21 protein-coding genes are annotated in these 21079 nt (G+C 56.3%); 12 read left to right on the top strand and 9 right to left on the bottom strand.

Translation table 11 applies throughout. The annotated features are described in order from the left end of the window. Position 1: 1 nt before the first annotated feature. The 7 genes from RKA07_RS02430 to RKA07_RS02400 form a co-directional block, all read right to left on the bottom strand. On the bottom strand, positions 2-232 hold the full coding sequence (locus RKA07_RS02430) for a DUF1653 domain-containing protein (RefSeq protein ID WP_200201560.1): 231 nt from the start codon (positions 230-232) through the stop codon (positions 2-4). A 41-nt stretch (positions 233-273) separates the two neighbouring features. Then, positions 274-723, bottom strand: coding sequence for a group I truncated hemoglobin (locus RKA07_RS02425; protein WP_310965453.1), 450 nt, complete (start codon positions 721-723; stop codon positions 274-276). A 2-nt stretch (positions 724-725) separates the two neighbouring features. Beyond that, on the bottom strand, positions 726-1577 hold the full coding sequence (locus tag RKA07_RS02420; protein WP_417538987.1) for a DUF3034 family protein: 852 nt from the start codon (positions 1575-1577) through the stop codon (positions 726-728). Positions 1578-1636: 59 nt separating this feature from the next. Beyond that, on the bottom strand, positions 1637-3991 hold the full coding sequence (locus RKA07_RS02415) for a putative bifunctional diguanylate cyclase/phosphodiesterase (protein WP_310965451.1): 2355 nt from the start codon (positions 3989-3991) through the stop codon (positions 1637-1639). Next, complete coding sequence (locus tag RKA07_RS02410) at positions 3991-4656, bottom strand: methylamine utilization protein (RefSeq protein WP_200370773.1); 666 nt, start codon at positions 4654-4656, stop codon at positions 3991-3993. The genes RKA07_RS02415 and RKA07_RS02410 overlap by 1 nt, the downstream gene beginning before the upstream one ends. A gap of 42 nt (positions 4657-4698) precedes the next feature. Next, positions 4699-5349 (bottom strand): hypothetical protein, encoded by a 651-nt coding sequence (locus RKA07_RS02405; protein WP_310965450.1) that lies wholly within the window; start codon positions 5347-5349, stop codon positions 4699-4701. A gap of 199 nt (positions 5350-5548) precedes the next feature. Beyond that, entirely contained in the window at positions 5549-6877 is a 1329-nt protein-coding gene (locus tag RKA07_RS02400; RefSeq protein ID WP_310965449.1) for an MATE family efflux transporter, read from the bottom strand. Between the two features lie 205 nt (positions 6878-7082). Between RKA07_RS02400 and coxB the strand changes: the two genes are divergently transcribed. Genes coxB through RKA07_RS02380 form a run of 4 tightly spaced genes read left to right on the top strand, consistent with a single transcriptional unit; the run spans position 7083 to position 11374 of the window. Further along, the gene (coxB, locus tag RKA07_RS02395; RefSeq protein ID WP_200370769.1) at positions 7083-8207 is read left to right on the top strand and encodes a cytochrome c oxidase subunit II; all 1125 of its coding nucleotides are present in this window, start codon (positions 7083-7085) and stop codon (positions 8205-8207) included. Between the two features lie 57 nt (positions 8208-8264). Continuing rightward, complete coding sequence (gene ctaD / locus RKA07_RS02390; protein ID WP_200370768.1) at positions 8265-9848, top strand: cytochrome c oxidase subunit I; 1584 nt, start codon at positions 8265-8267, stop codon at positions 9846-9848. A 13-nt stretch (positions 9849-9861) separates the two neighbouring features. After that, entirely contained in the window at positions 9862-10470 is a 609-nt protein-coding gene (locus RKA07_RS02385) for a cytochrome c oxidase assembly protein (RefSeq protein WP_200370767.1), read from the top strand. 16 nt (positions 10471-10486) lie between these two features. Beyond that, entirely contained in the window at positions 10487-11374 is an 888-nt protein-coding gene (locus tag RKA07_RS02380) for a cytochrome c oxidase subunit 3 (RefSeq protein ID WP_200370765.1), read from the top strand. 18 nt (positions 11375-11392) lie between these two features. Here the strand turns inward: RKA07_RS02380 and RKA07_RS02375 are convergent, their stop codons facing one another. Continuing rightward, on the bottom strand, positions 11393-11596 hold the full coding sequence (locus tag RKA07_RS02375) for a twin transmembrane helix small protein (RefSeq protein WP_200370763.1): 204 nt from the start codon (positions 11594-11596) through the stop codon (positions 11393-11395). A gap of 53 nt (positions 11597-11649) precedes the next feature. Between RKA07_RS02375 and RKA07_RS02370 the strand changes: the two genes are divergently transcribed. From RKA07_RS02370 to hrpB, 7 genes are all read left to right on the top strand, one after another. Continuing rightward, positions 11650-12387, top strand: coding sequence for an SURF1 family protein (locus RKA07_RS02370; RefSeq protein ID WP_310965447.1), 738 nt, complete (start codon positions 11650-11652; stop codon positions 12385-12387). Further along, positions 12368-13018, top strand: coding sequence for a redox-active disulfide-containing membrane protein (locus RKA07_RS02365; RefSeq protein WP_435404603.1), 651 nt, complete (start codon positions 12368-12370; stop codon positions 13016-13018). The genes RKA07_RS02370 and RKA07_RS02365 overlap by 20 nt, the downstream gene beginning before the upstream one ends. Before the next feature lie 64 nt (positions 13019-13082). Continuing rightward, the gene (locus RKA07_RS02360) at positions 13083-14174 is read left to right on the top strand and encodes a COX15/CtaA family protein (RefSeq protein WP_310965544.1); all 1092 of its coding nucleotides are present in this window, start codon (positions 13083-13085) and stop codon (positions 14172-14174) included. After that, positions 14171-15091, top strand: coding sequence for a heme o synthase (gene cyoE, locus RKA07_RS02355; RefSeq protein WP_309044122.1), 921 nt, complete (start codon positions 14171-14173; stop codon positions 15089-15091). The genes RKA07_RS02360 and cyoE overlap by 4 nt, the downstream gene beginning before the upstream one ends. A 142-nt stretch (positions 15092-15233) precedes the next feature. Continuing rightward, on the top strand, positions 15234-15899 hold the full coding sequence (locus RKA07_RS02350; RefSeq protein ID WP_310965446.1) for an SCO family protein: 666 nt from the start codon (positions 15234-15236) through the stop codon (positions 15897-15899). 97 nt (positions 15900-15996) lie between these two features. Further along, entirely contained in the window at positions 15997-17211 is a 1215-nt protein-coding gene (locus RKA07_RS02345; RefSeq protein WP_200370755.1) for a YbfB/YjiJ family MFS transporter, read from the top strand. Between the two features lie 5 nt (positions 17212-17216). Continuing rightward, entirely contained in the window at positions 17217-19715 is a 2499-nt protein-coding gene (hrpB, locus tag RKA07_RS02340) for an ATP-dependent helicase HrpB (RefSeq protein WP_310965543.1), read from the top strand. Here hrpB and RKA07_RS02335 read toward each other — a convergent pair whose 3' ends face one another. After that, positions 19716-20084 carry a DUF6746 family protein gene (locus RKA07_RS02335; protein ID WP_200201544.1) on the bottom strand — a complete coding sequence of 123 codons (369 nt, stop codon included), beginning with the start codon at positions 20082-20084 and terminating at the stop codon, positions 19716-19718. A gap of 160 nt (positions 20085-20244) precedes the next feature. Here RKA07_RS02335 and RKA07_RS02330 point away from each other — a divergent pair, with 160 nt between their 5' ends. Continuing rightward, positions 20245-21063 (top strand): ATP-grasp domain-containing protein, encoded by an 819-nt coding sequence (locus RKA07_RS02330; protein WP_200201543.1) that lies wholly within the window; start codon positions 20245-20247, stop codon positions 21061-21063. The last annotated feature ends 16 nt before the right edge of the window (positions 21064-21079 follow it).

Genomic DNA, 21079 nt, shown 5'->3' with positions numbered 1-21079 from the left:
GTCAGTCCTTATCAATCCGGGCAAAACGCGGAACCTGCTCGCCCGCCACGTTTACCGTTTCCCGGAACATGCTGAGCGGGCGCACCCACAGGCTGTAGTCGCCATACAGGCAACGATAAACCACCAGCTTCTCTTCGGTTTCGCTGTGACGGGCAATATCGATTACTTCGTAATCCATGCCTTTATAGTGTCGGTAGCGGCCAGGCCGGATCTCGATCTTTTTTTCAGTCATTCTGTGCTCTTCCCTATGGTGGCAGTGGCTCTTGGTGGTTGTTAAAGATGCCTGATGTCCGGGTACATTGGCAAAAGCCGTTTAATCAGCTGATTTTGAGCAGCAGTGGGTATCCGGTTTTTTTCCATAGCCAGAATAAGGTTTTCTGCCAGCGCATTAAACTGAGTCGCTGTGACCCCCATATCCGCATGCAACTCTCGCATTTCCCGCCCGGTGTAGGTGCAAGGACCGCCACTGAGCTCACACAGCTGGTCAGTCAGGTTGCGGTGGAACTGGGCAACGTTCATGCCTTTGAACTGATGGTTAATGCGTTCGTCAGCCACAATCAGGTAGAGCAAATCTTCTACCACATCGGCAATCCCGGAGCGTTCACCGAGTTGCATATAAAGGCGGTTATCCGGCTCGTGCTGAACGCTCTGGCAGCCGCCCAGAACAAGCCCTGTTGTGATTAAAAGTGCGGCAATGGTTGTCTTCGTTATGCGCAGGCCCATGATCAGAAACTCCCCTGCAAAGACAGATAAATACCCTGCTGGTCTTCCAGGGTGGCGATATCGCCAAGGTTCACAAATGCAGCTGTGACCGCCAGGCGGCGATCCGGCACCCAGGCAATAAACATATCCCACCAGTCGTCTTCGCGGGCAAAGCTCAGGTTGTCGGGCTTTTGTCGGTACTCGGCTCCCACCAGCCATTGTCGGTTAATAAATACGCCAACACCGGCTTCTGCCATTATTTCATAGCCGTTGTTCAAGTCGCCGCCAAAACCCAGCAACCCGCCCTGATTGGCTCGGGTGCCCCGTAAAGTGCCGTTCACCAGAAGGTTACGGCCAAATACAGCGGCAAAAAATACTTTGGAGCCAGAGAAGTACACATCGGTGCCGTTGTCGTCCCGGGCGCCGATGGCGTTTGGCACGGTGAAATCCCGTTGTCGCTTGTGTTGTACACCCGCTGACCACTGCCCCCAGGGGCTGTAGAGAACATCGCCAGCCAACCGCACCTTCACACCAAAAATATCCTGGTTTAGTTCATCCTGTTCCAGCCCGAAGCCGTTTTTCAGGGTGAATACCAGGCTGTCCAGATCCAGAGTCTGGCGCGCGATGGTTACTTCAACCCGATTGTTCCAGTTCAAGCCAGCACCAGTAACAGCCAAGCTGTAGTCGTCGACCTCGGCGCGGCTGAGGGCCAGAGTGCCGCCCCACTCTTCGTCACTGGCGTAGCTTCCAAGCATGGCCCAGGGCACCAGGCCGCCGCCCGCGCTGCCTTCTATGGTTGTGACGCCGCCGGTTGCCCAGATGCGGCTACCCACATCGGCCATAACCGCGGGAGAAACCAGAAGCCCAAGAGCCATCAACGGCACAAGCGTTCCGGTCCACAGTTTTTTAATAGGTTGTGCAACAAGGCGCGTCATTAAGAATGCTCCTGAGACATATCGGCCAGCTCGTGCTGGCGCTCCAAAAGACTAGCGGCTGTCTGCATAAGGTCAGCCCTGGAAACCGGGCGGCTAAGGAAAAAGCCCTGGCCTACGTTGCAGCCCCAGGACTGCAGCAGCTTCCAGGTTTCCAGGTTCTCGATACCTTCTGCGACCACCTTCAAGCCAAGGCCGTGGGCCATGTCGATGGTGGATTTCACAATCAACTGGTCCTGAGGTTCAGCATTCAGCTTCAAAACAAAGGATTTGTCGATTTTCAGCTCCTGAACCGGCAGTTTACGTAGCTGGGACAGCGAAGAGTAGCCGGTGCCAAAATCGTCAACGGACAGCGTAACGCCCAGATCCCGCAGGCGATTTAACGTTGCCATGGCTTCTACCGGGTCGTCCATCAGTGCGCTTTCTGTGACCTCAAGCGTGATGCGATCCATGCTGTGGTGCCAGTCTGCGAAGGTTCGGGCTACGCGTTCGGCCAGCCCCGGCCTGGTCAGATCCATTGCGGAAAGATTGATCGCCACACCCGCATCCAGGCCCCCGTGGAACCAGGCGCGGGCCTCATCGGCCACCCGTTGTAAAATATGATCCGTCAGCTCGTGGATCTGGCCAGACTGTTCTGCCAGAAAGATGAATTCTTCCGGCGAGATAAAGCCCAGCTCCGGATGTATCCAGCGCACCAGTGCTTCCACCTGAAGCAACTTGCCTGTGTGGTTGTCCAGCTTGGGCTGGTAGTTCATGTGCAGGCCATTGTTGCGGATGGCGCTGTGCAGGTCGGAAATCAATTTGAGCTCGCGCAGGTGGTTTTCGTCCTGGCCTGGTTCGTAACGTGTGATCGCGCTGCCCTGTTGCACGGCTTGCTCGAATGTCAGGTTCACACGGCGCCTCAGCTCATTTGTATTAGACGCGTCGTTGGGCAGTTGCATGGATATCAGGGTGGTACGTAGTGAAAACGGCGTGCTATCAACATTCAGAGGTGATTCCGCGCTGGCGTGCAGGCCCTTCGCTCTTTGATCCAAAGCCTCCGGGCTGCACGCTGGCAGCAATGCCAGAAATTCACCGCCACCGGTTCGTGCGATATGGTGGGCATCGGAGAGTTCGTCCCGCAGCCGTTGCGACAGGCCAAGTAGCACTTTGTCGCCGAATTCAATGCCGAGGGCATCGTTGATGTCTGAAAGATCGTTCACACGCAGCCCTATCAGACTACAAGGTTGTCCTGTCCGGAAGCCTTCCGTCGCCATGTGCATCAAGGCATTACGGTTCCCGAGCCCGGTTACTTCATCATGGGTTGCAGCATGGCGGATTTCGGCTTCGCGCCGGCTGAGCTGGGCCAGGGTATCCCTCAAGGTATCCCGTAGCTGCAGGAGTTCACCGCCGGTTCGGATGTTTGGCGCGTGCGGGTTTAGCCCCTGCCCCACGGCGCGGGCGTACTGGGCAAGCTGCAACACCGGCCTGCCCAGATAGCGTGCTACCAGCAGTGCAAGAACGGTGGCAAACACCATAATCGCCGCCACCAGCAGAGCTATTTCAAGAGCCCGGCTGTAGTAATTCTGCAGGCTGGCTTCCCGGCTGATCATCAGGATAGCCTCAAAGGCACCTTGTCCGGAGGCACCGAGATTGAGTGTGCGTGTAAAATAGCGAGCGCTTTCGATGAAATTGCGGCCACCTGCCGATTGGAGCAATGCAGGGTCCATGGCGCTGTTGATATCCGATGATGCCGCAAAACTGGTGAAGCCACTTGGGCTGTCTGCGCTTGTGCGGAAAATGATGGAGCTGCCACTGAGCCTGGCAATGATGTCTGCCAAGTCCTGATCAAGCTCGAACCCCGCCACCAACCATGCCCGCAGCCCTGGCGCCTCAACCGGAACAGTCAGTACTTCATAGCCACGCTGGTCAATGGCCAGGAGTGAGCGGCCAGAGCCGTTTTGGCGGGCATTGGTGAGTTGTGAGGGGGCAATGTCCGGCAGATCCCGGCGCAGGGTGGATGCCAGAAGCTCGCCTCGTTGGTCCAGTAATAATGCGAAATCTGCCCCGGCGCGGCCACTATGGTTTTCCAGAGCGCTGCTGAGTGTGGCCGGGTCGCGGCTGGCGATAGCAGAGCGAAAGCCGAAATCACGCACAACCACGTTCAACCGGGAGAGTTCCAGATCGGTGCGGCGGGCGATTACTTCGTTGGTCAAACGCTCGGCTATGGTGAGCTGTTCCAGAGCTCTGCTTTTTTCATCTTCGAACAGGTACACCATCAAGAGTGCACCGATCAACAGGCTGACCAGAGCCACCAACGCGACCATGGCTGTAACCAGACGGCCGCGGAATCCGATGCGGTTAGCCAAGCGGCCCATCAAAGCTCCTGAAAGCGTTTCTGAAGGTGATCCAGAGGGCCATCATGCCGTGGCTCCGGGTCTAGCTCAATGGGGATGGATGTTGTGGAAACGCCCGCCAGACTGGTGACATCGATTTCCCGGATCACCGGCCTTGTGTTGTCTGGCAAACGGGGGTGCCAGATATTCAGGTCAAGTGCGCCGGGTGCCGGAGCGGAGCCAAAATCGAGTAGGAGGCTTACCTCGCCCTGCTCGTTGGTTTGCCCGATGGCGCGGGTGTCTGCCACCACAATGAACGCCTGCATATGGTCGTGAATATTGCAGCCCAGCTCGACAATGCCTGGCTGGTCAAATACAACCGGGGCCTCAGGCTTGCCCGCGTAGAGTTCAAGATTAAAGGGCTTTGCCGGCGAGAAGGAATACACATGGTGCTGAGTGTTGTCCCGGTTCGGGAAGTCTACTTTGGAACCGGTGGGTATGATCAGCACGTGGGGGTGAAACATGCGATCTTTCTGAACCACTTCTGTCTGAATGGGGGCCGCGCGGCTGCTATCTTGCGTGAATACCACCGCACCTGTTACCGGGCCCGTGCCGTCGGTGATCTGAATTCGTACCGTTAATTCTTCTGCCAGCGCAGGGGTGAGCAGCAGACACCCTGCCAGCAGCAAAACGGTTTGCTTTGTCATGTTGATAAAAACCTTTCAATTGCCCGGAGTTTGCTGCCCGGGTCAGGTCAGGCTGGAGCCCAGCGAAAAGCGGATATGATTGCGGGTCAGGAGGTTCTCCCAGTAGCGTCGCATCCAGCTCCAGGCGTCGTTGTTTACCTGTTCAACGAAGGGGTCCAGATTGAGTTCATAGTAATCCGGCGTACCGGCAATCTGCAGCACGGTCACGGTTATTGAGTCGTCCAGTTCGTTTGCGAAGGGTTCGCCAATAAGCTCGTGAACCAGCAGGTTAGCACGAGTTGCTTCAATATCGACAAGCCCTCCGGTTCGTATGGAGTGGTTGTTTTCGTGCATCTCTTCCATCAGGCGGTGGCAGAGGTAGGCGCGTATCAGAAGGCCGTCCAGGCCATCGTAGTGTAAAAGCAGTACCGAGGGCTCTGTGAAGTAGCCGATGGCAGCTTTCACAAAAGGGTCAAACAGCTGGGCGGTGCCGGCTTCCTGTGCGCAGGCATCCACACACTCTATCAGCCGCGGTGCCATTTCTATGTATTCAATGGCGAACTGAAACAGGCAGGCGGCAGGCTGGTAGCCCTCAATGGTGACGGCCGAGGGCAATGCTGTTGCCTTTTTATGCAACTGCTTCAGAAAGGTTCCAGTGCGCGCTTCCTTGCGCCGCGCGTGGTCAATGATTTCCAGAACTGCCTGTGGGGTCATTTGAGGACATGCCAGTGTCTGAACAAGTTGAGGTCGCAAGGCGCCTCCCGTATCGGGCAGTGGGTAACCGGGCAACTGTGCTGCGGCGGGTTGCCACCAAATACCGGCACGAGGCGCCCTTCTTTTCTGACAAGTGTAGACGAGATTTGGCGTGCTGCGATTTCTGGAGTGTCAGATATTGTTAACATTTGCACATCGGCTACCGGACGCTGAACCACCGATCGTTGCGGGTGTGTGACCAGCAGAGCAAACCCATACTGGCTGCGCGGGCAAGCATCAGGCAGATCAGAGAAAACCACAGGCCGTGATTTCCCCAGCCGGTAGTAAGCCACCAGATGGGGGCAAACACCCCCAGTGCTGAAAATAACATGGTGTTTTGCATATCCCGGGTGCGTGTTGCGCCGATGAACACCCCGTCAAACAGAAAACCCCAAACAGACGCAAAAGGTAGTAACCAGAGCCAGGGCAAGTATTGCCAGGCTGTGGTGCGAACTTCCTCAATACCGGTCAGCAGCGCGATCAAGCTGCGACCTCCGGCTATGAACAGAATTGTCAGTAGCAGAGACCCCCAGAGAGACCAACGCAAGGCACAGCGAAACACCACCATAAAGCGGCGCCTGCTGTTTCGGCCAACAGCTTCACCGATCAGGGCCTCAGCCGCATTGGCAAAGCCGTCCAGGGCATTGGAAATCAACAGCAGGAAGGTGATCAGCACCGCGTTGGCTGCCAGAATGGTGTCGCCCTGACGAGCACCTTGGGCCGTGAAAAATGCCAGCACCAATAAAAGCGCAATGGTGCGAACCATGATGTAGCGGTTCACTTGCAGGATGGCCAGGTAGTCTGAAAGAGTGCCGAATAGGGCCCGGGTAAGTCTTTGCCCGTCAGGCATACGCTGCAGAACGATAACGAAACCGATGATGGCGGCACCGTACTCTGCGATCACAGTAGCAATGGCTACACCCCGGCTGTTCCAGCCCAGCACCGTCACGAAGAACACATCCAGCACAATGTTCAGGCCGTTGGCCACGATCAACATGATCATCGGCCCACGGGCATACTGAGTACCAATCAGCCAGCCCACCAGCGTGTATTGGCACAGTACCGCCGGGGCACTCCAGATACGAATTGCCGCATACTCGGCAGCCAGGTCGGTGACTTCCGGGCTGGCGTTCATCAGAGTCAGCCCGATCCGGATTAGTGGTTGATGGCACAGAATCAGCAACAGGCCGATACCCACCGCCAACATCACCGAGCGTAAAAGCAGGGCAACCTGGCTGAAGCTGTCGCGCTTGCCCCAGGCCTGAGCGGCCAGCCCGGTAGTACCCATGCGCATAAAACCAAAGGTCCAGTACAGGATGGTGAACAGGTTGGCGCCAACCGCCACGGCACCGAGATATTCCGGGCTTTCCAGATGCCCAAGTACAGCCGTATCCACCAGACCCAATAATGGAACGGTGAGGTTGGTGAGCATCAATGGCCATGCCAGTGCCCATAAACGCCTGTCTGTAACCGACAGTTTAAATGCCATATTCCATTTGCTTCTTAAAGGGGCGTGTTTAGTCTTTTTGGGTTTAGCGACTTTTTAGTGTTTTTTTGATCTGTGTCTATACTCGATTGTGATGTATCCATAAGCAGGCTTTCACTCTGCGAATTTCCGGCGAATGCGAGCGCCGGCGAAAGAGTAGAGGGATTACGCAAAATCCGACAAGAATAATACTCTGTGGAGACACAGTATGCGCGTGCACGCTCAGCGGGTAGGTGCCCTTTCAGGCGGTTTATTGTTTCCCGCGTTGTCCATGGCGGACTGGACGGTAAACATGACCCCCGGGGTAACCGGTACCAGTAACGATATATTCGACCTTCATATGACCATTTTCTGGATCTGCGTTGCCATTGGCGCCGTGGTTTTCGGGATCATGTTCTGGTCTATCTTTGCCCATCGCAAGTCCCAGGGCGCAAAACCTGCCAATTTTCATGAGAATACGATGGTCGAGGTCCTCTGGACGCTCATACCGCTTGTCATTCTCGTCATTATGGCAATTCCCGCCACCGCCACCCTGATTGATATGTACGACACCACCGAGTCGGATATTGATATCAAGGTAACCGGCTACCAGTGGAAGTGGCAGTACGAATATATCAACGAAGATTTTGGCTACTTTTCCAATCTCACAACTCCGTCAGATCAAATCAGAAACCGACAGACCAAGGGCGAAAACTACCTTCTGGAAGTGGATAACCCCATGGTGATTCCGGTGGGCAAGAAGGTTCGCTTCCTGCTGACGGCAAACGATGTGATTCACTCCTGGTGGGTGCCTGATTTCGGTGTAAAGAAGGATGCCATTCCCGGCTTCATCAACGAAGCCTGGACCCGTGTAGACAAACCAGGCACCTATCGGGGCCAGTGCACAGAACTGTGCGGCAAAGACCACGGCTTTATGCCAGTGGTGGTGAAAGCCGTCCCAGAAGAGGAATACAACACCTGGGTTGCCGATCAGAAAGCGGCAGCCGAGAAAGAGCGTGAGCTGACCCAGAAAGACTGGACCATGGATGAGCTGATGGAGCGTGGCGAAAAGGCTTACGCGACAGCTTGCGCAGCTTGTCACCAGGTTAATGGTAATGGTGTGCCCCCTGCATTCCCGGCACTCAGAGGCAGCGCAATTGCGACCGGAGACATAGCCGCGCACATCGATGTTGTCGTCAACGGTGTGTCAGGTACGGCAATGCAGGCCTTCGGCGGACAGCTTAATGAAGCAGATCTTGCGGCCATCATTACCTACGAGCGTAATGCCTGGGGTAACAAGATGGGTGACATGGTCACGCCAAAAGAAATCTTCGATTACAAGAACCAACAGTAATCAACGCCAGATAACAGATATCACCAGCCACAATAATTGGCGGTAACGGGGGTTTTCATGAGTGCGGTTGCAGGTACCCACGCACAGGATCATCATCACGGCCCGGCTCGCGGCATCAGCCGTTGGCTGCTGACCACGAACCACAAAGATATCGGGTCCATGTACCTGATATTCAGCTTCACCATGTTCCTTTTAGGGGGAACCATGGCCATGGTTATCCGGGCAGAATTGTTCCAGCCCGGGCTGCAGATTGTTCAGCCGGAATTCTTTAACCAGATGACCACCATGCACGGCCTGATTATGGTCTTTGGTGCGGTTATGCCGGCGTTTGTCGGCCTTGCCAACTGGATGATACCGCTGATGATTGGCGCGCCAGACATGGCATTGCCAAGGATGAATAACTGGAGTTTCTGGCTGCTGCCCTGCGCCTTCCTGATTCTGGTTTCAACATTGTTCATGGAGGGTGGCGCACCTAACTTCGGCTGGACCTTCTACGCACCTCTTTCTACGACCTACGGGCCGCCAAGTACCACCTTCTTTATCTTCGCCATCCACATCATGGGTGTGTCGTCGATCATGGGCGCGATCAATGTGATTGCCACGGTACTGAACATGCGGGCGCCGGGCATGACGTTGATGAAAATGCCCATGTTTGTATGGACCTGGCTGATTACTGCGTTTCTGCTGATTGCGGTAATGCCGGTGCTGGCGGGTGTGGTCACCATGATGCTGATGGACATCAACTTCGGCACCAGCTTCTTTAATGCAGCGGGCGGCGGCGACCCGGTGCTGTTCCAGCACGTATTCTGGTTCTTCGGACATCCGGAGGTTTATATAATGATCCTCCCGGCATTCGGAGCCATCTCCCAGATCATCCCGGCATTTTCCCGCAAACGTCTGTTTGGCTATGCCTCCATGGTCTATGCCACAGGTGCTATCGCGCTCTTGTCATTCCTGGTGTGGGCTCACCACATGTTCACCGTGGGCGTGCCATTGGCAGGGCAGCTCTTCTTCATGTACGCCACCCTGCTGATTGCCGTACCCACAGGGGTGAAGGTGTTCAACTGGGTGGCAACCATGTTCCGGGGCTCACTCACATTTGAAGCCCCCATGCTGTTTGCCATCGCCTTCGTGATCCTGTTTTCCATCGGCGGCTTCTCCGGCCTTATGCTGGCGATTGCACCGGCCGACTTCCAGTACCACGACACCTACTTTGTAGTGGCTCACTTCCATTATGTCCTGGTGCCAGGTGCGATCTTCGGTATCTTTGCGTCGGCTTATTTCTGGCTGCCCAAGTGGACTGGCTATATGTATGACGAAACGCTGGCCAAAACCCATTTCTGGCTGTCATTTGTCGGCATGAACCTGGCCTTCTTCCCGATGCACTTCCTGGGTCTTGCCGGTATGCCGCGCCGGATTCCGGATTACGCCCTGCAGTTCGCCGACTTCAATATGGTGTCGAGCATTGGTGCCTTCATGTTCGGCGCGACCCAGTTGCTGTTCCTTCTGATTGTTGTTAAGTGCGCCAGAGGCGGTGTTAAAGCACCAGCCAAGCCTTGGGAAGGTGCAGAAGGGCTTGAGTGGACAGTGCCCTCGCCGGCGCCTTACCACACCTTCACCACGCCACCCGATGTGAAATAGGAGGCTGACAAAAATGGCTGAGCAACCGGCAAACAAAACCGTACCTCCGCGCAGCAATGCGCGGGTTATCGGTTGGTGTCTTGCCAGCGTGGCCGGAATGTTTGCCTTCGGCTTTGCGCTAGTGCCTTTGTATGACGTGTTTTGTGAAATCACCGGCATTAACGGAAAGACCAGCGGCCGCTACGAGTCTACCGAGCGCCCGGTTGCAGACATGAGCCGCACCATCAAGGTGCAGTTCCTGGCCCAGAACGGGCCGGACATGCCCTGGATATTCCGGCCGGTTGCTCGCAGTGTTGAGGTACACCCCGGGGAGGCCACCACCGTGAACTTCTACGCGGAGAACCCGACCGACCGGGATATGGTTGGGCAAGCGGTGCCCAGCCTGTCGCCATCGGAGGGTGCGCTGTATTTCCACAAAACCGAGTGCTTCTGCTTCAACCAGCAGCCACTGGCCGCAGGCCAGAATACGGAAATGCCTCTGGTGTTCATTGTGGATCAGGATTTGCCCAGCCACATAACGAAACTGACACTGTCCTATACGCTTTATGATCAGGGCGAGCCCCAGGCGGCCGTCATAGAAACTACAAGTACAAAAAACAAAACAATAATCGATAACGGATAAGCCATCGGAGATTGCTATGGCGGATTATCAGAGCTATTACGTTCCCGAACAGAGCAAGTGGCCCATTATTGCTACGGTGGGCCTTGGCGTCATGTTATATGGTGCGGCCTCAATTATGGTCGCCAGCAATCAGGGGGAAAGTACCGGTAGTGCCTGGATGATTTTCTGGGCCGGCATATTGGTTATGATTTACATGCTGTTTGGCTGGTTTGGCAGCGTCATCAAAGAAAGCCGTTCCGGCCTTTACAGCCCGCAGATGGACCGCTCATTTCGCTGGGGCATGAGCTGGTTCATATTCTCGGAAGTCATGTTTTTTGCGGCGTTTTTTGGCGCCTTGTTTTACGCCCGGGTGTTTGCAGTGCCCTGGCTCGGGGGTGAGGGCGATCGCGGCAGTTCCAATATGCTTTGGGAAGGTTTCCAGGCTACCTGGCCGTTGATTAACAACCCGGATCCGGAAGCCTATCCCGCGCCAAAGTCGGTTATCGGCGCTTGGGGTCTACCGTTGGTAAACACCATTCTTCTTGTTACCTCATCGTTCACTATAACGGTCGCTCACCACGCCATTAAAGCGGATAACAGAAAGAAACTGAAAATCTGGCTGGGGGCAACCATTGTGCTGGCCCTGGTGTTTCTTTTCTTCCAGGCCGAAGAATACATGCACGCCTATCAGGATCTTAACCTGACGCTGCAATCCGGCATCTACGGCAGCACCTTCTTCATGCTCACTGGCTTTCACGGCTTTCACGTGATGCTGGGTACCCTGATGCTGATCATCATGTTTATGCGAATTCAAAAAGGGCATTTCACAGCAGACAACCACTTTGGTTTTGAAGCGACGTCCTGGTATTGGCACTTTGTGGATGTGGTCTGGTTGGGCTTGTTCGTGTTCGTATATGTCATATGACACAACAAGGGTTTGCAGTCAGGGAGTCGGATGTAGCGTCAGGCTCCCTTGCCAAAGCGACAGCAGAATAACCGCCAACAAAAGCACGCTAAGGGTTACCCGTACAGCAAGAGAATTTACCACCCGGTTAGTTTTGCCGCCGTCTTTTATGAGAAAGAACAGGCCACTGAAAAGGCTGAAGATAACGGCGAGCATGAGGAAAATAATAAGGGCTTTGAGCATAAAAAGATCTCTGGTTTTTGTTCTGATTGAAGCCAAACGCACTATAGCAGACCATGACTGAGGCAAAACAAAACACTCGAAAATGGCAGCTGAACTGGCGGTTGATGGTGTTTACCGGGGCCTTTCTTCCGCTACTGGTGGGTTTGGGTATATGGCAACTGAACCGGGCTGAAGAAAAGCAGGTTTTGCTTGAGCAGTGGCAGCAAGAAGCACAGGATCTTGATTGGCCGGAACAGGCGGCCAGCGGGCTTGATAGCGGCAGGCCAGTTACGGTTACCGGGCTCTACGGTCAGCGCAGCTGGCTGCTGGATAACCGGACCCGCGACGGCATTGCAGGTTATGAGGTTCTGACGGCGTTCTACCCACTGCAGGGCCCTGCAGTTCTGGTAAACAGAGGTTGGGTCGGGGCACCGAGAACGCGAAATGAATTGCCGGATGTTACTCCCCCCGAAGGCGTCTTCAGTTTGACCGGACGGATAAGCCCTTACCCGGAGCCACCGGTACTGTCCTCAAAATCAGCAATTGACGAAGGATGGCCCCGCAGAGTGCAGGCGTTACCCGGGTCGGTTGCAAGAGCTGAAATCCCCGAGTTGCCCGGTGCTATTATCCGTCTTGCGAGCGGCGAGCAGCCGGGCGCCTATCGTGCGGATTGGGAACCAGACCTCATGGGGCCACAAACCCACTATGGATATGCGACACAATGGTTTGCGCTTGCACTGGTGCTGACTATATTGAGTGTAGTCGCGAGTTATCGAAAGACAGGAACCAATAATGACAATGACAATAGCTAACGGGTTACCGCAGCAAGACGAAACAGAAGGCCCCACTCCGGAACAGGTCCGCCGGGGTCGGCGTACAGCTATGTTGCTATTTGGTTTGGGTTTCGGGCCAATGATTCTGGCCACTATCATGTTCTACACCGGCTGGCTGAACCCCGCAGGGCATACGAACCACGGCACGCTGATCAGCCCGACGGTGCCCGTGGCCGCGCTCAACCTTGAGACACTTTCCGGCGTACCTCTGGCCAACCGTTTCGTTTCTGGCAAAACAGACCCTCAGTGGCTGCTGGTTGTTGCTGCTGGCGAATGTGACAGCCGCTGTGAAGAACTGCTCTACCTCGCCCGGCAGGCCAATATTGCCCTGGGAAAAAACGCTAACCGCGTATCGAGAGCTGCTGTGCTGGGTGGTATTACCGGCGATCTGGCGGCGCGCTGGCCAACCGAGTACCGCTTGATGGAACGCCTGAGGCCTGTTCCCGGCAAAACGCCGGCCTGGCCAGCTGGAATTAACCCGGAAAAAGAGCCGCGCATCATGCTGGTAGACCCTTTTGGCAATGTGATGATGCACTACGGCCCGGAGAACTCCGGCAAGGACATGCTCAAAGATCTGAAACACCTGCTTAAACTGTCACAGGTGGGCTGAGGCTCAGCCCGGAGGAGTTACCTTGACGCATCTGTCTACCGGCAACCAGCCTAACGCCAAAGCCATGGCAAACTGGGCGACTTTCTCAGTGCTTCTCGCCATTGTCGTCATCATGCTGGGCGCCTGGACCCGGCTGGTGGATGCCGGGCTGGGTTGCCCCGACTGGCCTGGATGCTATGGCTTCATGACAGTGCCTCAGAGCGACACACACATTGCCATAGCCAATGCCCGGTTCCCCGATTCTCCGGTGGATGTGGCCAAGGGCTGGCCGGAAATGATCCACCGGTACGCCGCCGGCACCTTGGGGCTTGTGGTGTTCGGGCTGGCCGCAAGCGCCGTGCGTAAACGCCGCAGCGGTGTACCCGTGAAGCTGCCGCTCTTTATTGCAGGTTTTATTCTGTTGCAGGGCGCGTTCGGAATGTGGACGGTCACGCTGAAGCTTTGGCCCCAGGTAGTTGCGCTTCACCTTCTTGGAGGCTTTACCACCTTGAGCCTGCTCACATTGCTGGTGCTGCGGCTAAGAAAGTTCTCGGCAATACAGACCAACTCCGCTAAAACACTGCCCGAAGAGCATCCGACCCCCCCTGCGGCGACGTCGCGACTCACGAAACTCCGCCCCTGGCTCTATGGCGGCTTGTTGCTGGTTATTCTGCAAATTGCCTTGGGGGCCTGGACGGCAGCCAACTATGCGGCCGTCGCCTGTACCGACTTGCCCACCTGTCAGGGTGAGTGGTGGCCAAAGGATATGGACTTCCAGCATGGCTTCGATATAACCCAGCATGTGGGCCCCAACTATCTGGGTGGGCAACTCACAGCCCATGGCCGGGTAGCCATACACGTAACCCACAGAGTTGGTGCTCTGGTAGTTCTGGGGTATTTCGCTGTTTTACTGACCCTGATCTGGCGTAGAAGCGCCAGTCGCGAACTGCGCCGCCCGGTACTGCTTGTTTCTGCAGCGCTGGTGGCCCAGATCACCCTGGGGCTCGCCAACATTGTTTTCCATATTCCCCTGCCGATTGCAGTGGCTCACAACGCCATGGGCGCCGGGCTGCTGCTATCGGTGATATACCTGATCTGGCAGCACAATCTGCTGCCCCAGGCACATGCTGCAAGAGCAACACATACAACAATAATGCATCAGGAGATTACGGCATGAGTGAGCAAGTGGACGTACTGCCGGCCCGCAACCCAACCAGCCAATCCGCACGCGCCATATCCTGGCGAGATTATCTGGAGCTGACCAAGCCCAACGTAGTGGCCTTGATGATCCTGACATCCGCCATTGGCATGCTCTTGGCCACTTCCGGCCTGCCCAGCCTGAGCGTGCTGATATGGGGCAACCTGGGCATAGCCTTTCTTGCCGGCGCTGCCGCCGTGGTCAACCACGTGGTCGACCAGAAAATAGATACCGTAATGGCCCGAACCCGCAAGCGCCCTGTGGCTACCGGTAAAATCTCTCCGGTAGAAGCCATAGTGTTCGCTACACTGCTGGCCAGCGTAGGCATGGTGGTATTGATGTGGCAGGTGAACCATCTCACCGCATGGCTTACTTTGGCCTCTCTGGTAGGTTATGCCGGCGTTTATACACTGTTCCTGAAACGGGCAACGCCCCAAAACATCACCATCGGTGGCCTCGCCGGCGCCATGCCGCCATTGCTCGGCTGGACAGCAGTAACTGGCCAGGTAGAAGGCCATGCCCTATTGCTCGTTCTCATCATCTTCGCCTGGACTCCCCCGCACTTCTGGGCCCTGGCTATTCACCGTAAAGAGGAATACGCCAAAGCCGGCATTCCCATGTTGCCGGTCACCCATGGTAATAAGTTTACTGAACTGCACATTCTGCTCTACACCCTGATGCTGTTGGCAGTCAGCCTGCTACCTTTCGTCACAGGTATGTCCGGCTGGATATATCTCGCTGGCGCGCTCGCTCTTGGCCTACGCTTTCTGCAGTACGCCATACGCCTGCTAAAAGGCGACGACCGCCGAGTGGCACTTAACACCTTCAAATACTCCATCACTTACCTGATGGCCCTGTTTGTGGTACTCCTTGTAGACCACTACGTGTTTTTCTGACTTGGTGCAGACGCGCCAGCAGGAGGGATGCCTTTTCTTCCGGGAAAAACAACTCGCTGCGCTCAGACATCTTTTTCCCTGCAGAAAAGGCATCCCTCCTACTGTCGCTGCGTTACCGTAGAGTTTGCCATTAGGAGTAATAATGAATCGTTCATTGAAGGTCACGCTGTTTGTACTTCTGTTGTTGGTGGTACTCGTATTTGGCCTGGTTATTGGTCGGCAGGTATTCCTGGTGGACAGCGGGGAGCCCACGCCTGCTCCGGATCTGGCTGAAATGAACACCTATGTTTATGACCAACCGCGGCCACTTGTCGAGTTCACGCTAACGAACGAAAACGGCGAAACCGTCACCCGTGAGAGTCTCCAGGGTAAGTGGACCTTTGCTTTTGTTGGCTACACCAACTGCCCGGATATCTGCCCGGCGGCCATGGCGAACCTGCGACGCACCGACAAGCTACTTTCGAAAGACTTGCCCCAGCCGGATTACCTACTGGTCACAGCCGACCCGGAACACGACACGCCTGAAAAGCTGAAAGCCTATACTGGATTTTTCGGCGAGAATTTCCACGGGTTGACCGGGGATCTGGAAACATTGCGAGCACTGGCGCAAAGCCTGAGTGCCGTGTTTGTACACCGAGACGTCGACGGTGAACTGCTTGTAGATCACAGCGGGCATTTTGCGCTGATAAATCCGGATGGCCAATTGGCGGCACTGATTCAGCCACCCCACAACCCGGAACATCTGGCGGAAGCGTTCGAACGCATTTACCTGTGGGCAAAAGCCAACAGGGAGAACCCGCGTACCTGAGGCGGATAAGCAGCCTGTTCTGCTAAGGTCCGACTGACATAGCTCTGCGACTCGCATAGACTGCTCGGCTGAAAATGCATTCGCCGGAACCGACAGTATGTACAAGCAGAACACCACAACTCTGAAAGAACTCTTTAGCGTTCTGGCTGCGGGTGCCATTGTGCTTATGGTTGTGCACACACTGGGCCGCTTTGTTTACACCCCGCTGTTGCCCTACCTGATCGACGACGGCCAGCTCACCGCGCCGGAAGGCGCAGCAATCGCCACCTGGAACTATTTAGGCTATCTGATGGGTGCCATGCTGGCGATTCGCTGGCATAGGGTTAGCCATATCCGCATTTTGCTGCCCGCGTTTCTCGTCGTTCACGTTATAACCACGATCTTCGTTACCCAAACGGACAACCTGACAGCCATCTCCACCGCCCGCTGGTTGAATGGTGTCGCTAACGGAGTTGTTTTCGTGCAGGCACCTGCATTGATTCTGGAATGGTTGGTGCTGCGCAACCGTTCGAGCATGAGTGGGTTGGTCTACGTTGGGGTGGGGCTGGGCTTGCTACTCTCCAGTGGACTCGTTACCGGCACTGCAGATTGGCTGGAAGGTGCTGCACGCTGGTGGCCAGTGGCTCTGGCATCCATTCCTTTGGCCATTTGGGGCGCTCGCCGCTTGATAAAGCTCGACGTGCCAGATCAGGTGCCTGGCAATGATGGCAAAGTGAAAGCCAAAACCCCGTTAATCGATCGCGCCAGCATTCCTCTGTTTCTGTCGTACGCGGGCGCAGGTCTGGGTTACATCCTTCCCATGACCTTTCTGCCACTGCTGGCAAAGCTCGAGCTCGACGCCGAACACTGGCTGCTTGATGGGGCCTGGCTAATCGTAGCCTTGTGCACAATTCCTGCCGCCTGGGTGTGGAATAAGCTGGGCACGAAAATGGGCGATATACCTGCGTTGAAGCTGAATTTCCTGATTCAGCTTGCGGGTGTGCTGGCAGCCGTTATCGTGCCCGGCGCCCTAGGCCTGTTGTTATGTGCAGCACTGGTAGGAAGCACGTTTCTGGGAACGGTGCTGCTCACCCAGCGGCTTGGGCGTGCCCTGCATCCACATCAAGGGCCCCGGTTGTCTGCAGCCATGGTCGCCCTCTACGGGTTCACCCAAATGGCTGGTCCTTGGCTAACCAAACAGTGGCTCGACGCCGGCGGCACTCTGGTATCCGCTTTCGGTATAGGTGTCGGGGCGCTGGTTTTCGGATTACTTTTTGTGTTTTTTGTTCCAAGGCCTGAAGCTTGGCACGCAAGAACAATTCCGCACGATTGATAGCCGTGCTCCCAATAGACCACATCCTCCCAGAGCTGAAACACACCCTGCAGCAAGCCACCACGGCCCTGCTGCAGGCACCCCCGGGCGCAGGTAAAACTACGCGGGTACCCTTGGCACTGCTGGCTGAACCTTGGCTGCAAGGCCGTAAAATCCTGATGCTTGAACCCCGGCGTTTGGCAGCTCGTTCCGCGGCCAGATTCATGGCATCGCGGCTGGGTGAGCAGCCCGGGCAAACTATTGGTTACCGCACGCGCCTGGACACCAAAATATCTGGCCTGACACGCATAGAAGTTGTGACCGAAGGCATACTCACCCGGCTGATCCAGAGCGACCCCATGCTGGAAGACTACGCCGCTGTGCTCTTCGATGAATTCCACGAACGCTCTCTGCAGGCCGACCTCGGGCTGGCACTGGTGCGCGAGACACAAGAAGCACTGAGGGAAGATCTGCGAGTACTGGTGATGTCCGCCACACTGGACACAGCCCCCATTGCCCGCCTGCTCGGAGATGTACCCGTATTAAGCAGCGAAGGGCGAGCCTTTCCTGTGGAGGTGTTCTATCGCCCGGCGCCCACCACGCAGCGCTACCCAAGGCTGGTCGATCAGGTCGTTGCAGTTGTATCCGAAGCTCTGGCGCAGCAACCCGGCTCGGTGCTGGTGTTCCTGCCGGGTGCAGGAGAGATTCTCCGGGTGGCTCAAGCGTTGGCCGGGCAGGTAGCCTCGAACGTTGTCATCGCGCCTCTGTTCGGCAACCTGAAAGCGGCAGAGCAGGATCAGGCCGTTGCGCCGGCTGCAGAGGGCACTCGCAAAGTCGTGCTGGCAACCGCTATCGCAGAAACTAGTCTGACCATTGAAGGCGTGCGGGTGGTGGTGGACAGCGGCCAGCAACGCCGAGCTGTGTTTGACCCAAATAGTGGCATGACACGGCTGATTACTGGCCGGGCTTCCAAAGCTTCCGCAGAGCAACGGAAAGGTCGCGCAGGCCGGGTAGAGCCGGGTGTGTGTTACCGGTTATGGAGTGAGTCGGAACAGTTCGGGCTGGCAGACTTTACGCCACCAGAAATTCGTGAGGCCGATCTGGCGCCACTGGTGCTCGAACTGGCCCAGTGGGGCGCCCGAACGCCGGATAACCTGGTGTGGATCGACCCGCCCCCACCCGCCCATTGGCAGCAGGGTGTGGAACTTCTGCAGTGGCTGGACATGCTGGATGATGACGGCGCAATCACCGATCACGGAAAATCAGCGCGGGGGTTGGGCATTCACCCCAGATTGGCGCACATGGTCTTACTCGGGCGATCGCTTGGGCTGGGCAGGCTGGCGGCGGAGCTGGCCGCGTTGCTGGAAGACAGGGACTTGCTGGGCCCGGGTGCCGGTGCTGACATGCATGAACGCATCCGCGCCCTTCGCGGAGAGCGAGGTTCTCAACGTATAGACCCGCACCGTCTTCAGGCACTGCGCCAGCAGGCCAGGCGTTTGTCAGCGTCTGGCGATAATGAAAAGAACGAACAAGAACTCATGCCAACGGCCACGGAAGTGGGGCGTTTATTGGCGCTCGCTTACCCGGATCGCATCGGCAAACGCCGCCCCGGAGATACACCACGCTACCAGCTCAGCAACGGCAAAGGCGCACTACTGCGAGACGACGATGGGCTGGCCCGGCATGAATGGCTGGTGGCGGCAGATCTGGACGGTAAGGCCAGAGAAGCAAGGATTTATCTGGCAGCGCCAGTGGACCTTGCAACGCTGGAAGCCGATCTCGCGGCTCATATTCGAGAGCAGGATGAAGCGGAATGGGATGATAAACGCGGCACAGTGATCGCCCGCAAAACACGCAGGCTGGGGGCACTGCTCCTTGCCGAAAAACCGCTGGCAAAACCCTCACCGGAACTGATTCAGCAGGGCATACTCGCCGCCGTTCGGCGCAGAGGCCTGGATAACCTGCCCTGGACGCCCGCTGCCCGGCAGTGGCAGGCGCGAGTTGCTATGCTGGCCAGGCACTTTCCCGGGCAGTGGCCGGATGTCAGTGATCAAGCCCTGACAGAATCTCTGGAAGAATGGCTTGGGCCCTTCCTGAGCGGCATCAGCCGCTGGTCTGATCTGGCCAAACTGAACCTGCAGAATGCCCTGAGCAGTGTGCTGGACTACCCGCAACAGCAGCAGCTGGGGGAGTTGGCCCCAACCAGCCTGACCATTCCCACCGGCAGCTCCGTAACCCTGGATTACACCGCAGAGAATGGCCCGGTATTGGCGGCCAAGTTGCAGGCCCTGTTTGGCTGGTTAACGACACCTGCGGTTGCGGGCGGCAAAGTGCCTGTGCTGATTCACCTGCTTTCCCCGGCCCAGAGGCCGCTGGCGGTTACGGCCGATCTGGCCAGCTTTTGGGTTAACGTTTACCCCCAGGTGCGCAAAGACACCCGTGGCCGCTACCCCAAACATCCCTGGCCAGAAGACCCGCTAACCGCTGTTGCCCAGCAGGGCGTTAAACGAAAGCCCCGCCAATAACTACTTGATCATTTTCCGGCTGTTGCTGAGGTACTGTTCGCCGGCGGTGCGCACGGTATCCGGGTCTGCATGCTCGGAGGCCTTGTGGACTTTCTCCAGAGTATCCTCAAGTGCATCAATCTCGTCATCCAGCTTTTGCAGGGCATTTTCAAGAGTGTAGGTGAGTTGGTGTACTTCGTTCATGGCTTCCGGGGTGAGTTCACCGGCCAGCACTTTCTCCAGCTTGGTGTTGTACTCGGAAAAATTGGCAACGGCCTGCTCAAGGGTGTTTGCTGGCTGGCCTTTGAAGTGGCTGCTGTCGCCGGCAAATGCGGGCACGGCGATCAGCAGGGAGGCAGCTACGGCGGTAAACTGGCGAACGATTGTCATGGTAAAGCTCCGTGGTAAGTTAACGCATAATGTAATGCGAATTATTATCAGTTGCGTTACTGAAAACGATGACCACCGTCAATTTGGCCCACAAAAAAATACTTGCGCCCAAGGTGAAACTGCTTAAAAATTGCGCACTTCACTCAGCGCGATCCCGCCCATGAATTTCGTATCATTTAATATTTTCCGCACACTTGGCTTTCCGGATACGACGGTATTGAAACCGGAGAATTACCTGCGCCATAAAGAATTGCTGCGCAATGCAGACTGGGTGCTATTCCCCGAATACTGGCAGCTCAATGCGTTGGTACATGGCTTGAAATGTCGTGTGTTCCCCAGTGTGGCGAGCTACCACATTGGCCACGACAAAGTGGAAATGACCCGGGCGTTTGAGGCGGTTGCGCCAGAGCACATTCCCTGGACAATCATTGAGGCTAACGGCCCGGAGGAGCGCGAGCACATCTGGAGTGTGATGGCGCTGCCGTTTGTGGCAAAGCTGCCCAAAGCCAGCATGGGCGAAGGTGTGTGGCTGATTGAAACCCGTGACGATTGGCATAAATACTGCGATCGCACCGAGGTCCTGTACGCTCAGGAATACCTGCCGCTGGATCGCGATGCGCGCATTGTGGTGGTGGGCGATAAGGTTGTGACAGCCTATTGGCGCACCCAGGCGGATCAGGGCTTTTACAACAATGTATCCAAGGGCGGCAAGATTGATAACAGCCCGGTGCCGGAGGTGATGACCGATTTGGCGCTGCGGCTTGCCCGAGAGCTTGGCGTGGATCACGCCGGTTTCGATATTGCCTTGGTTGAAGGCTATCCCTTTGTGCTGGAATTCAACCGCTTATTCGGTAATCAGGGGTTGGGCCAGGGCAGCGATCTGAAAGACGCTATTCTGGAATACCTGCAACAGCAGAGTGAGCCCCGGGACCCTGGTGGATCCAACACCCCCGAGCCATTCCACCCTGTGGCGGTTTGAGCCCTGGGTTAGAGAG

It is taken from the genome of Marinobacter xiaoshiensis (assembly GCF_031631795.1).
In the GTDB taxonomy this organism is placed as follows: domain Bacteria; phylum Pseudomonadota; class Gammaproteobacteria; order Pseudomonadales; family Oleiphilaceae; genus Marinobacter; species Marinobacter xiaoshiensis.
The sequence above is the reverse complement of the archived record's forward strand: the minus strand, read 5'-3'. Positions and strand labels throughout refer to the sequence as shown.